Source organism: Micromonospora sp. NPDC000442 (assembly GCF_042898635.1).
In the GTDB taxonomy this organism is placed as follows: Bacteria; Actinomycetota; Actinomycetes; order Mycobacteriales; family Micromonosporaceae; genus Micromonospora.
Window position 1 is genome coordinate 141,003 of record NZ_JBIAYZ010000011.1, and the last position, 13,707, is coordinate 154,709.

Annotated in this window: 10 protein-coding genes; 6 read left to right on the forward strand and 4 right to left on the reverse strand. The window is 72.0% G+C overall.

Features of this window, described 5'->3' with window-relative positions:
• Positions 1–112: 112 nt before the first annotated feature.
• On the reverse strand, positions 113–1,516 hold the full coding sequence (locus ACFY2A_RS19420) for an MFS transporter (protein WP_387173294.1): 1,404 nt from the start codon (positions 1,514–1,516) through the stop codon (positions 113–115).
• A 213-nt stretch (positions 1,517–1,729) separates the two neighbouring features.
• Here ACFY2A_RS19420 and ACFY2A_RS19425 point away from each other — a divergent pair, with 213 nt between their 5' ends.
• Entirely contained in the window at positions 1,730–2,416 is a 687-nt protein-coding gene (locus tag ACFY2A_RS19425) for a TetR/AcrR family transcriptional regulator (protein ID WP_387173296.1), read from the forward strand.
• Between the two features lie 101 nt (positions 2,417–2,517).
• On the opposite strand, the gene ACFY2A_RS19430 is transcribed toward ACFY2A_RS19425, so the two are convergent.
• On the reverse strand, positions 2,518–3,882 hold the full coding sequence (locus ACFY2A_RS19430) for a PHB depolymerase family esterase (protein ID WP_387173298.1): 1,365 nt from the start codon (positions 3,880–3,882) through the stop codon (positions 2,518–2,520).
• Between the two features lie 286 nt (positions 3,883–4,168).
• Here ACFY2A_RS19430 and ACFY2A_RS19435 point away from each other — a divergent pair, with 286 nt between their 5' ends.
• Positions 4,169–5,263, forward strand: a complete 1,095-nt coding sequence (locus ACFY2A_RS19435; protein ID WP_387173300.1) for a PaaX family transcriptional regulator C-terminal domain-containing protein — start codon at positions 4,169–4,171, stop codon at positions 5,261–5,263.
• Between the two features lie 54 nt (positions 5,264–5,317).
• Here ACFY2A_RS19435 and ACFY2A_RS19440 read toward each other — a convergent pair whose 3' ends face one another.
• Positions 5,318–6,451, reverse strand: a complete 1,134-nt coding sequence (locus ACFY2A_RS19440; protein ID WP_387173302.1) for a sensor histidine kinase — start codon at positions 6,449–6,451, stop codon at positions 5,318–5,320.
• A gap of 75 nt (positions 6,452–6,526) precedes the next feature.
• Here ACFY2A_RS19440 and ACFY2A_RS19445 point away from each other — a divergent pair, with 75 nt between their 5' ends.
• The 4 genes from ACFY2A_RS19445 (at position 6,527) to ACFY2A_RS19460 (ending at position 12,411) form a co-directional block, all read left to right on the forward strand.
• Positions 6,527–7,165 (forward strand): nitroreductase family protein, encoded by a 639-nt coding sequence (locus ACFY2A_RS19445; protein WP_363925294.1) that lies wholly within the window; start codon positions 6,527–6,529, stop codon positions 7,163–7,165.
• Between the two features lie 136 nt (positions 7,166–7,301).
• A complete protein-coding gene (locus ACFY2A_RS19450) occupies positions 7,302–7,724 on the forward strand; it encodes an OsmC family protein (protein WP_363925292.1) in 423 nt (140 codons plus the stop codon).
• 137 nt (positions 7,725–7,861) lie between these two features.
• The gene (locus tag ACFY2A_RS19455; protein ID WP_387173305.1) at positions 7,862–10,696 is read left to right on the forward strand and encodes an AAA family ATPase; all 2,835 of its coding nucleotides are present in this window, start codon (positions 7,862–7,864) and stop codon (positions 10,694–10,696) included.
• 158 nt (positions 10,697–10,854) lie between these two features.
• The gene (locus ACFY2A_RS19460) at positions 10,855–12,411 is read left to right on the forward strand and encodes an SGNH/GDSL hydrolase family protein (RefSeq protein ID WP_387173307.1); all 1,557 of its coding nucleotides are present in this window, start codon (positions 10,855–10,857) and stop codon (positions 12,409–12,411) included.
• A 68-nt stretch (positions 12,412–12,479) separates the two neighbouring features.
• On the opposite strand, the gene ACFY2A_RS19465 is transcribed toward ACFY2A_RS19460, so the two are convergent.
• Positions 12,480–13,706 (reverse strand): ABC transporter permease, encoded by a 1,227-nt coding sequence (locus tag ACFY2A_RS19465; RefSeq protein ID WP_387173309.1) that lies wholly within the window; start codon positions 13,704–13,706, stop codon positions 12,480–12,482.
• Position 13,707 lies beyond the last annotated feature (1 nt).

The window sequence follows — 13,707 nt, forward strand, 5'->3', positions numbered from 1 at the left end:
GCTGCTCGCGGGGGCGTGCGATTCCGGCCAGGGGCGGCGCACGACACGTGTGTCGTCGCGTGCCGCCCCTGGCCGTCACCGAGTGAGCCGTTCAGGACGTACCGGCCGTCGGTCAGGCCGCCTTCTCCGGTACGTCGATCAGCTCGCGGTCGCCCAGCTCGGCCTGAGCCGTCGGGCTGACCCGGGGTAGCACGACGAGCGCGATGACGGCGGCGACGATCCAGAGCCCGGCGCCGAGGGTCAGGGCGAAGGCGTACCCGTCGCTGAGCGCGCTGGGCGTGCCCTCCTTGCCGGAGTACTCGAAGGCGGCGGTGCTGAGCGCGGCGAGCCCGAGCGCAGCACCGAGCTGGCGGGAGGTGTTCAACAGGCTGGACGCGGTGCCGGTCTCGTGTTGGGCGACCCCGTGCGTGGCGGTGGAGACCATCGGCCCGAGGCAGAGCCCGAAGCCGACACTGGCGATCACCGACGGAACGAGGACGTCGGCGAGGAACGAGCCATCGGCATCGATCATGCCGAACCCGGCGAACCCGACCGCGCTCACCAGCGCACCCGCGATCATGAGCGTGCGGGCGGGAACCTTGTAGCCGAGCTTGATGGCGATGGCGGAGCCGACGACCACGCCGATCGCCAGTGGCAGGAACTTCAGCCCGGTCTCCGCCGGGCTGGTGCCGAGCACCCGTTGCAGGTAGAGCGAGAGGAAGTAGAAGGCCGAGGCCATGGTGGCGCCGAAGATGAGGTTGTAGGCGTTGGCACCCGCGACCGAACGGTTGGCCAGCAGGCCGACCCGGACCAGGGGATCGCGGGTGGTGGTCCGCTCGACGTAGACGAACGCGGCGAGCAGCACGACCGCCGCCGCCAGGGTGCTGAGCGTGACCATCGAACTCCACGCGTACCGGTCCGTACGGACGATGCCGAGCACCAGCAGCGTCATGCCTCCGGTGGCCAGCAGTGCACCCAGCACGTCCGGGCGGCCTTCGGGCGCGACCGGCAGGTCCCTGGCGATGCCACGCCAGGTCAGGACCATGGCGAGCGCGGCCATCGGCGCGCTGACCCACATCACCCACTCCCAGCCGGCGTACTCGGTGAGCACGCCGCCGATCAGGACGCCGAGGGCACCACCCGCGGCGTTCATCGCGGCCCACACGCCGAACGCCTTCACCCGGGGCTTGCCGCTGGGAAAGGTCGCGGTCAGCAACGCCAGCGCGGCGGGCGCCAGCATCGCGGCCCCGACACCCTGCGCGACGCGGGCGGCCACCAGCTGACCCGGCACGTCGGCGAAACCGCCCGCGAGGGAGGCGAGACCGAACACGACGAGCCCGATGAGCAGCATCCGCTTGTGGCCGTACCGGTCGGCGATCTTGCCGCCGAGCAGGAGTAGTCCGCCGAAGGCCAGGGCGTAGGCGTGGATCACCCAGGTCAGGCCCAGTTCGCTGAAGCCGAGGCTTTCGGCGATCTCCGGAAGACCCAGGTTCACGACTGACAGGTCCAGCGAAACCATGAACTGCACGACGGCCACGGCGGCCAGGGTGAGCCCTGGCCGGGCACCCCGGTCGACTGCTGATTGTCCGTTGACTAATGCCTTGTTCGTCACCGCAAAACCGGTCCTCTGTCGTAGTGACGGGTAGCGTCCGAGTTTTCGAACGCGTTCTTAAATTAACCTCGGCCGTGGGCCGCTGTCTAGCGCGTCACCTCGGAGGAACCTGGTTGGTGGAGGAGGCATGATGGGTCGGTGCCCCAAGCCAATGCGCCGCGACTCAAAGCAGGCAGACCGCCGACGACATCTCGCGCCCAGATCCTGGCCGCCGCGCGCGGCCTCATCGATCGCAACGGCTGGGAGAGGCTCACCATCCGCAAGCTGGCCGCCGAGATCGGCGTGGGGGCAACGACCCTGTACCACCACGTGCAGGACAAAGAGGACCTACTGTTCCTCCTGATCAATGAGTACGGAGAGCAGGTCGCCCACCCCGGGCTGCCGGAGGAGCCGCAGGAACGCGTCATCGTCGCTGCCGCCACGATCCACGATGCGCTGGCGGCGTGGCCGTGGGCGGCCGAGGTCCTCACCACCGACGGATTCATCACCCGGCTCGGCGACTCGCCGCTGGGGCTGGTCGAGGCGGTCGTGGCCGGCGCCATCGACCACGGCTGCACTCCCGACCACGCTGTCTACGTCTTCCGCAGCATCTGGTACTACACGGTCGGTGAAATTCTCGTCCGGTCACACACCGCGCGTCGGGGCGGCGGCGACGGGGCGAACCACCGAGGCCCGTTCTTCGGCAACATCGACGCCGAGAAGTTGCCGCATCTCGCGGCGCTCGGTGACCGCTGGGCGGTGCTGGCCCCGCGCGACACCTATGTCGACGGCCTCCGTGCCCTCGTCGACGGGCTGCTCGCCCAAGGCGTCCAGGCTGAGTCGTAGGCGCGTCGGGGCGCGGGACCCCAGGGCTGCCGACGCGGCATGTCACCGACAGGCACGCCGGGGAGGTGCGCCAACGTCTCCTCCCCGGCGTGCCGACGGTGTCAGGCGATCGTGCAGGACGCCCCGTTGAGGGCGAACGAGCTGGGCCTTGCGGTGTTACCGGTGTGGGTGGCCTGGAAGCCGATCGTCAACGATCCGTTGGCGGGGATGCTGGCGTTGTACGAGACGTTCCTCGCCGTCACCTGCCCCGAGCTGGGGGAGTAGGTGGCGTTCCAGCCGCCGGTGATGTTCTGACCACCGGGCAGGGTGAACACCAGTGACCAGCCGTTGATCGCACTGGTGCCGGTGTTGGTGATGGTGAGGTTCTCGGTGAGCCCGTTGTTCCACGCGTTGATGGCGACGGCCACTCGGCAGGCGGCGGAGCCCGGCGGGGGCGTGGTCGGGTTCGGCGGCGGCGTGGTCGGGTTCGGCGGCGGGGTGGTCGGGTTCGGCGGCGGGGTGGTCGGGTTCGGCGGCGGGGTAGTCGGGTTCGGGTTGGTCAGGCCGAAGAACTGGACGGCGGCCGCGGCCATGCCGCCGGAGGGCAGGCTGTGGCCGGCACCCTGGATGCTGTACGCCTCGACCTGGACGGTGCCGCTGCTGTCGGCGAACCGGCGGCGGTTCCAGTTGGCCTGCGGCGTGTCGGTGGAGGTCGGATTCTGGCTGAGACCGAACACGTTGGTCCACTGCTCGACGGCTTCCTGCAACAGTGAGAACGGCACGAGCGTGTCGTTGGTGCCGTGCCACAGCTGCACCCGGGGACGCGGACCGGAGTAACCGGGGTAGGCCTGGCGCACCGCGTCACCCCACTGCTGCGGGGTCCGGTTCATGTTGCCGCCGGTGCACTGGCTGCTGCCGGGCGGGTAGTCCGCCGCGTTGGCGAAGCAGTTGAACGGGACCCCCATGAACGCGGCACCGGCCTTGAACACGTCGGGGTAGAGGGCCAGCATGTGGTTGGTCATCATGCCGCCGGACGAACTGCCCGTCGCGTACACCCGGTCGGGATCGGCGTTGTACTGCTGTTGCGCGTACCGGACCATCGACATGATGGAGACCGGGTCGCTGCCGCCGCCGCGACGCTTGGCGGCATCCGACCAGACGTCGAAGCAGTTGCCGAAACCGGCCTGCTGGGTCGCGGACGGGTAGATCACGATGAAGCCGTAGCGGTCGGCCTGGCTGGCGAACTCGCTGCCGGAGTAGAAGCCGGGGCCCGAGCCGCCACAGCCGTGCATGGCCACCACCGTCGCCGGCCTGGCCGGGCGGTTGTCCGGCACGTAGATGTGCATGCGCATCCGGCCGGGGTTGTCGCCGAAGCTGGTCACCTCGGTCAGCGAGGCCGCGTACGCGGGACTGATCGTGGGGGCCACCAGGCCGGCCGCGACAAGCGACACGGCCAGGCCGAGCAGTAACTTTCTTCTGATTTTCACGGACGACTCCTTCGAACGCCTGTTAGCAGGCTGGGATCGGTCTGCGCGTTGTGCTCGCGGGTGCGCCCAACTCCCCGCAGTGATCACGGCGTGTCCACCACGTCTGGCTTGCCCTGCCCGGCTCCGTGTGGCGTCGTGTAGCAGATATTGTTCTCCTGGGCCCAGGAAGTGTCAATCGACGTACCTCGATCAACTGTGGCCCTCGTCCCGGCCGGGCCGACGGACCGACTCATCAGCGTCCATCTACAGTCGATACCCCGTCCCCCGAGTCGAGTCCGGAGCGCCCGTGACTAGCCCGTTCCACATCGAGGAGATCTATTCCGACGACGGGAGCAACTCGCTCCGGATGCCGCGGCGACAGGTGGGCAACTCGCCTCAGGGCTTCGCGATGACGCTGCTGGCGGACTACACCCTGCGGACCCGCGCCGCGCTTCCCTCCGCCGCAATCGTCGCGCTGCTCACCGAGTCCGGGGTGACCACCGCCGGTGCCCGTACCGCGATCAGCCGGCTGGCCCGTCGTGGTGTGCTCGAAGGAAGTCGGCACGGACGCCGCAGCTCGTACCGACTCAGCCGGGCCGCCGCCGCCAACCTCTCCAGCGGAGGCAACTGGATCCTCACCTCCACCACCGCCGCGGCGCCGTGGGACAGGTGCTGGACGATCGTGGCCTTCTCGCTGCCGCAGGATCGCAGCGCCCAGCGCCGGGCGCTGCGCAGTCAACTCCGCTGGCTCGGGTACGCGCCGCTGTACGACGGCCTGTGGATCTCGCCGTACGAACTGACGCCGCGGGCGCGGGTCCAACTCGAACAACTGACCCTCGGCACCGTCACGGTCTTTCGCGGCCGCCAGAACGTGCTGGGGTCGATCAGTGACCGTGCCCCCATCGAGGCATGGGACATCGACGCCATCAACCGGCACTACGCGGAGTTCCTGGACAGTTGGACTTCGCTGCTGCCGCTGGTCAGCTCCGGGCAGGTCGACGGTGCCGCGGCGGTCCGAGCGCGTACCGAGGTGATGGACACCTTCCGCCGCTTTCCCACCCTCGACCCGCAGCTACCGGTGGAACTGCTGCCGGCCGGCTGGCTCAGGCAGCCGGCCCGGGAGCTGTTCGCAGCGGTGTACGACGGTCTCGCGCAACCCGCCGAGCAGCACGTCCGGGCGGTCGTCGGGCGGTTCACCGACAGCGCGCCGCTCGGCATCCGGGCCCACACCACCGCCGACCTGATCGCCGGCGTACGCGCTGACGGCGGCGCCGGCCCGGCTGAGACCGGGCAACCCGGTGAGTGGCAGGGCCCGGACCCGGCCACCCACTGCGACGAGGCTGACGGCCCGGGCCCCGGCCGAGCTGACCTGACGGCCCGGGCTCCGGCCGAGCTGACCTGACGAGTCGGCGTCCAGCACCTGACCGTCAGGCCGGCGGGCGTCGCCCGCTGCGGCTCATGCCGCCACGGTGCGCGGCAGCGTCGCCGACACCGTCCAGCCGCGGTCGAGGTTCGGCCCGGCATCGACCGAGCCGCCGAGCAACTGGGCCCGTTCGCGCATGCCGATCAGCCCGAAGCCGGCGGGCCCGAACCCGCGTGGACCAGGACCTTCTCCGTCGTCGCTGACCCGTAGCCGCACCACCTCATCGTCGCAGGCGACCCGCACCACGATGCGCGTCGCATGTCGGGCGTGCCGGCGAGCGTTGGTGACCGATTCCTGGGCCAGCCGGTAGATCGCAGTGGACACCGGCATCGGCAACCCGTCGAGATCACCGGACAACTCCACCTCGACCGCCGGGCCCCGAGCGGAGCGGCTGGCCAGATGTTCGAGGTCGGCGATGCGTGGGGCCGGCGTCCGGTCGGCCGGCTCGTCGCGGCGTAACACCCGCACCATCGCGCGCATCTCGACAAGCGCCCGGGTCGCCTCGGCCTCGATGATCCGTAGCGCGTCGGCGGCAGCGGCCGGTTGCGTGTCGAGCACGGCCAGCCCCGCCTGGGCCCGGATCGCCATCGCGGACACGTGATGGGCGACCGTGTCGTGCAGATCGCGGGCCAGTCGCTCCCGCTCCAGCAGCTTCACCTGCTCGAACTCGCGTTGGCGCGCTCGTGCCCGGTAACGCAGCGCAGCTCCGAGGGCCAGCGCGGCCGAGACCACCCCGGCCCCGGCCAGCGCGTCGCCCGGACGGAGATGACCGACCGCCGCCGACAGCACGATCTTCGCGGCGACGATGGTCGCTCCGAGGACGGCCTCGCGTCCCGCACCCCACCGCGACAGCGAGAACACCAGGATCAGCAGGTAGGCCAGCGTGTGCAGGCCGAGATCGCCGCCGACCACGGCCTCGCCGACGGCGCAGACCGGGAAGGCGACCGCCGCCATGAGCAACGGCCTGGTCCGTCGCCAGAGCAACACCGGGGCGAGCCCGACGCCGACCAGGACCGGCACGAACGCCGGTGCCGGCAGATCCGACCGTACGAACCCCTCCAGCAGCGCCGTCGCCGCGAACACGACGACCAGCAGCCAGTCCCGCCATCCGCGCGGTGGTCCCGCCGGGCGCGGCTCGTGCCACCACGATCGCAGCAGCTCCCGCACCACCCGATCGTACGGGCGGCCGAACCTCGACCACCAGGGGCGACAGCGCCCCGGACCTGGTGGCAGGATCCCCGCATGCAGTTCGCAGAGGTGATCCGTCGTCGTCGGATGGTGCGGCACTACGCCGACCGGCCGCTCAGCCCCGAGATCGTCGAGACGATCCTGGCCAGCGCGCTGCGGGCGCCGTCGGCCGGCTTCTCGCAGGGCTGGGCCTTCCTCGCCCTCACCGAGCCGGGCGACCGCGCCCGATTCTGGCCCTTCGTGCCGACCCGCGTCGCGCAGACCCCCACGATGCAGAACGCGCCGCTGGTGGTCGTACCGCTCGCGCACAAGGCGGCCTACCTCGCCCGGTACGCCGAGGCCGACAAGGGCTGGACCGACCGGTCGGAGGCCCGCTGGCCGGCACCCTACTGGTACATCGACACCGGCATGGCGGCGCTGATGATGCTGCTCACGGCCGTCGACGAGGGACTGGACGCCTGCTTCTTCGGCATCATGCCGGCAACCGGTGCGGACTTCACGCCCGAGGTCGACGTCCCCGCGCACACGGCCGCCTTCAAGGCCGAGTTCGGCATCCCCGACGAGTACACGCCGATCGGCGGCATCTGCATCGGTTACCGCGCCCACGACCTGCCGCCGCAGAACCCCACCGTCGCCGCGCGTCGCCGGGACGCCAGTTCGGTCATCCACCGCGGCCAGTGGGGCAACGCCTGACCCAGTCTTCCGGCTCCGGCAGCACCGTGCCGGTCCGGTCGGGTGTCGATCAGCGGGGCGGTGCAGGCCCAACGGCCCTGCCGCGCATACCTCCTCAGGGTTGGGATGAGAGAGAGGACGTACCCGAGGAGGGGCTATGACACCCACGAACACCAGAGTCGACCTGGACCCGATCGACGTGCGGTTTCGTGCCGGAGAGGCGTACGAGATCCGGGTGCGCGATCACCGGCTGCTGGCCGACCAACCGGTCGACGCGGGCGGTGCTGACACCGCGCCGAACCCTACGGAGCTGTTCGCCGCCTCGCTCGCCGCCTGCGTCGCGTACTACGCCGGGCGTTACCTGACCCGGCACGGGCACGACCGTGCCGGCCTGACGGTGACCGCGTCGTTCGAGATGGCCACCGACCGACCGGCCCGGGTCGCCGCCATCCGGATCACCGTACGACCGCCGACCGACCTGCCGCCGGAGAAGTGGCCCGCGCTGCGTGCCGTGGCGAGCCACTGCACGGTGCACAACACCCTGCTGAACCCGCCTGAGATCGAGGTCGACATCGAGTGAACCGGCGACGGCCGGTGCGGCACCGACGACGCCGACGAGCCGGCGGCGGCACGGCACCGACGATGCCGACAACGATCGGGCCGATAGTTGATGGTCACCGATGGCTGTCGCTGTGACACTCCCCGTGGGGAGGCGAGATGACGGCCAACCGAGAGGTGGGATTCGGGCCCGACCCGGTGCTGGTGGGCCGGGCAGCCGAGCTGGAGTCGCTGGACAGTGCGGTGGCCACCGTGCGGGCCGGGCGATCCGTGGCGGTCGAGGTGTGCGGCGAGGCGGGCCTGGGCAAGACCCGGATCCTCCGCGAGTTGGCCCGGCGGGCCGCCGCCGCCGGGCTGCTGGTCCGCCTCGGCCGGGCCACCCAGTATGAGCAGGGTGTGCCGTTCGGGCTCTACGCCGAGATGGTGGAGGCGGCCGGTAGCGGGCCGGGCGACGCGGCGCAGCCGTCGGTGCCGGTGGCGGTGCGGCGGATGCTCACCCAGGCACCGGAACCGGGTGCCGCGCTGCTGCTCGACGACGTGCACTGGGCCGACTCGGCGTCACTGGAGCTGACCGAGCATCTGATCGGCAACCCGCCGCCGGTGCCGATGCTGCTCGCGGTGGCGTTCCGCAGCGCCTGCCCACCGGCACGGCTGGTCAACGCCATCGCACGGCTCGGCCCGGCAGCCACCCTCATCGACCTTCCGCCACTGGACGCGGCCAGTCTGGACGTGCTGCTGGCCGGCGTGCCACGTCGCCGCCGGGAACTGATCCTGCGGTCCAGTCTCGGCAACCCGCTCTACATCCAGGCGCTGTCCCGGCTCGACGACGACGAACTGGACGGTCTGGCGGCCCTGGCCCGGCGGCACGACCCGGTCGACGACGACCGCCTCGCCGGATCGCGACGGTCCGTGCTGGCGGGACTCGCCGCCGAGATCACCGCCCAGCAGTTGTCGGTGCAGCGGGTCGCCCACATCGCCGCGGTGGTCGGCGACCACACCACGATCGACCTCGTCGGGCACGTCGCCGGCCTGCCGATGCCCGTGGTCACCGCGGCGGTCGACCAGCTCGGGCGGCTCGGGCTGCTTGACGCGGACGGCGGTCGGCTGCGCTACCGGCACCCGTTGATGCGGGCCTCGGCGTACGCGTTGACCGGCGCGGCCTGGCGGTTCGAGGCGCACACCCGCACCGCCGGCTACCTGCGTGGCCGGCGGGCGTCCCGGCAGTTGGTGGCCCACCACACGGAACGGTCCGCCCGCCATGGTGACGAGACCGCCGTGGCCACGTTGGTCGACGCGGGTGTCGCGTTCGCCCACGAGGCCCCCGCCCAGGCGGCCCGCTGGCTCGGCACCGCGCTGCGCATCATGCCGGACACCGGGCCGCGCGACGAGCGGCGTGCCGAGGTGGCGATGTGGTACGCCCGAGCCCTCGGCCGCAGCGGCGAGTTGGCCCGCAGCCGCGAGGTGCTCCAGCGGCTGTGTCGGGCCGGGGGGCCGGTGCAGACGCGGGCCGAGACGTTCGGTGTGGCGGTGGCCCGGCAGCTCGGCGACTTCGCCGAGGCGGCCGCGACACTCGGCACGCAACTCGGCCGGGGCGGGCTCGACCCGGTCGAGGAGGCGAAGCTGCACGTGGAACTGGCGGCCGTTGACGCGTTCCGGGAGGAGCCGACCTCGGCGGTGCACCACGCGCAGCGGGCCCTTGAACTGCTCGACGAGCGCCGGTCGGTGCTCGTGGCGGCGGCGCTGACGCTGCGGGCCCTTGCCACCCTGTACCTCGGCTGCGCCGGGTCGGCACGCGAGCAGCTTGCCACCGCCGTCGTCGCCGTGGACGCCACCGGCGACGCGGACCTGCGCCCGTACGTCGAGATCGTCTCACCGTTGGCGCTGGTGGAGATCCAGTTGGGCAACTTCGCTGACGCGGACCGACATCTTGCCCGGGCGAGACGGATCCTGGACGGCCTCGGGCCGAGCAGCGCCTCGCCGTACCTGCTCGTCATGGAGTCGCTGGTGCACACCCGCGCCGGCCGGCTGACCCGTGCGGTGCGGGCCGCGGAGGAGGCGCGGACCGCCGCCGAGCGGGTGGGCAGCACGGAGATGGGCGCGATGGCGGCGGCGGTCCGGCTGCGCCCGGTGCTGTGGACCGCCGGCCCGGCCGCGGCCCTCGCCACCGCCGGCCCTGCCGTGGCCCCCGTCGGCGGCGACCTGGGCAGCGACGGGCCCGAGGTGGTCGGGCCGCCGCGGTCCCGGGCGTGGTGGCGGATCAACCGGGTGGAGCTGGCCCTGGCCAGGGCGGTCGCGGGTGACTGGGGCGGTGGCGCCGACCTGCTCACCGAGCCGGCGACACCGCCGTCGAGACATCCACCGGTGCTGGTGGCGCGGGACCTGGTCGCGGCCGTCGCCGCCGTCGGGCGAGGTGACCACGCCACCGCCAGACAGGTCGGTGAGCGGGCGGAACGCCGGGCAACGGCCGCCGGCCTGCCGTACGAGATCGGACTGGCCCGGTTCGCCCGAGCCTTCACCGCGTACCGGATGGAGGGCCCGGACCGGGCGACGATGCTGGCGGAGAGCGCGGCGGCCAGCTTCGCGGCGGCCGGGACGCCGATGGAGGAGGCGTTGTCCCGCCACCTCGCCGGTGCCGCGTACCTCGTCGCGGGCCGGTACGGCCCGGGCGCCGCGGCACTCGACCGCGCCGAGACCGGTTACCGGGCCTGCGGTGCCGGGTGGGCCGCATCCGTGCTCGCCGGGCACCGTGCCACCGGCCCGGCACGCTCCGGGCGACCGGACGGTGATGCCGCCCTCACCGTCCGGGAGCGGGAGATCGCCGGCCTGGCGACGACCGGCCTGAGCAACAAGGAGATCGCCACGCGGCTCTATCTGAGCCCACGGACCATCGAGTCCCACCTGAACCGGGTCTTCGCCAAGCTCCAGGTCCACTCCCGCACCGCGATGGCGCGCCGGCTCTCCGAGGCTGCCGGCGACCACGGGCCACCTGCGTAGCCGCTTGCGTAGTTTCACGGATCCGCTGCGTCAGCGCGCTTTGCCACCCTGCCGGTACCCGATTCCGCAGGACGTGAGGGGTGATGATCGTGGACGGAAGACGCCGGTCCCGGCACCGGAGCGCCATCGCATGGTGGTCGCTACGGCGACGTTCCCGGGTGGGTGTGTCGATCCTGATGGTGGTCGGGCTGCTGACCGCGATCCAACCGGTGACGGCCGCCTCGGCCGCCCCGATCGGTTCGACGGCCGGGCCGACGGTGTCGGCTGCGGGGCCGGACGCCGGGTCGACCGAGACCTGGGAGCCGCGGCCCACGCTGCCCGGACCGGTGGTGGTGCCGCGTAAGGGCACCCGGCCGGCGCCGTTCACCAGCCGGACCGCACCGGTCAGTCCCAAGGCGCTGCCGGGGCAGGAGAAGGCGACCGGGAACGGTCTGCGGGCCGGCGTCGGATCCGCGGTCCGCAGCCGGACCGCCGGTGCCGGTCAGGACGCGGACTGGTACTGCCAGGAGCAGGTGACGCGCCGGACATCGGTCAACGCCGACGCCGACAACTACTCCGCGACCGTCGAATATTTCGCCGAGCTGAGCTGCAACTTCTACCTCGACTACGCGTACGGTGTCGCCGGTGTCGTCGACCGCACCCCCGGCTACGACGGCACGCTGTTGTACGTGGGCTCGCCGTTCGCCTTCAACCGGTACTACTACGGAGCCACCAGCGGCGGCGTCCGGATCCCCGGTGACCTCTACGACGGTGGGCGTCAGGTGGAGATTCTGTTCGAGCTCTACCTGCTGGCGCCGGTCGGTTCCGCCTGGGGTGCCTGCGGTCCACTGCCGGGCCTGCGCTACCTGCTCTGCGAGGGGCTCGGCACGGATCTGCTGCACATCGTGCTGGGCACCGGGACGTTCGACAGTGGGCTGGCGGCACCGGTGATCCGTCACACGGCGCTGGGTGACTCGTACTCCGCCGGCACGGGTGCACCGCCGTACCTCGGCCCGCCGAACCCGGCGATCTGCCGGCGGGCCAACGCCACCTACTCGATGCAGATCCAGGGTGACCGCTTCCGGGGTCTGCCGATCGACCGGACCAACCTCAAGGCGTGCCACGGCGCGCGGATCAACGACCTGACCAACCGGCAGAGCCTGGAGGAGTTCGCCCAGGTCGACTACGTGAAGCCCTACACGAGGCTGGTGACGGTCACGATCGGCGGCAACGACCTCGGGTTCGCCACGAAGCTGCGCGACTGCGCGCTGTCGGACTGCGGTGGCGCCCCGCTGGTCACCCCGGCGGAGCTACAGGCCACCCAGGCCAGGCTGGTGTCGCTCTACCAGAACATCCTCTCCCGGATGCGGTCCGACGCCGTGCTGGCGGTGCTGAGCTACCCGGCCTTCCTGCCCGTGCCGGGCGTCGACCCACTGCCCACGAGCGGGGGGTGCTTCGGTACGAACGCCACCATCGACACCGCCGAACTCACCCGCATCGCCGAGGCCACCGCCCAGGCCCGGGACATGATCGCCGCAGCCGTCCGGGCGACCGGTGACGGGCGGATCGTCTTCGTGGACGCCTTCGACGTGTTCCAGGGCCACCGGGTGTGCAGCGGTGATCCGTGGTCCAACGGGTTCGTGGTCTCGGACCCGGAGGATTCCTTCCACCCCAACGCCCGCGGCTACCGGGCCATGGCCGACCGGCTGCGCCAGGTGCTGGGCATCACTCTGTGACGGTGACGCCGGCAGGGCACCCGGGTGCCCCTGCCGGCGTCACCATGGCGGGCCGGTCCTCCGCCGACTCACGTCGTCGCCAGGGCCTCGGTGGGGGAGAGGCGGGAGGCACGGATCGCCGGATACAGGCCGGCCAGACCGCCGATGAGTAGCGTCGCGAGCACACCCCCGGTCGTCGCCCAGGCCGGGACCACGGTCGGCCACCCCTGGGACAGCGCGTAACCGGAGGTCACCAGGATGCCCAGCAGCACCCCGCCGGCCCCGCCGAGGGCCGACAGCAGCAGCGATTCGGCGAGGAACTGGGTGCGGATCTGCCCCCGGGTGGCACCCAGCGAGCGCCGCAGCCCGATCTCCGACCGCCGCTCCAGCACCGAAATGACCATGGTGTTGGCCACTCCGACGCCACCGACGAGCAGGGCCACCGCGCCCAGCCCCAGCAGCAGCGCGGTGAACGTCTCGTCGGTGGCCTGCGCGGCGGCCAACGCGTCCGAGGGACGGGAGACGTCGACCTCGTTGGGTGCCTCCGGGTTGGCGGTCGCCCCGAGCACCGCGCGGACCGCCTCGACCTGGTCGGCTTCGGTCCGGGTGTAGACGGTGGTCGGGTGACCGTCGAACCCCAACTGGTTCGCGGCGACGGCCCAGCCGACCAGGGCCGAGCTGTCCAGCTCCGGTGCCAGCGGTGCCGGAGCGAGGATGCCCACCACGGTGAACCAGCGATCACCGAGCCACACCTGCACGTCCGGGCCGGCGGCACCCAGCCCGAGCCGCTCGGCGGTGGACGCGCCGAGTACCACCGCCGGGTACCGGGCGGTGGCCTCGTTCAGCCAGGTGCCGCTGGCCACCTCGCCGCCGACGGTGTCCAGGAGCCCGAGCTGGGCCGCCCGTACCGCGATGCCGCCGGTCTCCGCCTGCGGGATGCGGTCGGTGCGGTAGACCTTCGCGTCGGCGACCTGACCGGTGGCCGCCACCTGCGTCACCGGACCGATCCGCCCGATCATCGCCACCGAGTCGTCGGGCAGTTGAGCGTCGGCACCGAAGAGGGTCCGGCCCGGTGACACGGTGAGCAGGTTGGTGCCGAGCGCGGCCAGGGTGCGATCCAACTCGGCACGCGAGGACGACGAGATGCCGACCACGGCGATCATCGCGGCGATGCCGATGGCGATGCCGAGCGCGGAGAGAAACGCCCGCAGCGGACGGGTCCGGAGCCCGACGCCACCCACCCGCACCACGTCGGCGGCGGGCATCCGGGCCGGGGTGAGCTGTGCGGCCGGCCGGTTCTGCACCGTCACGGACATG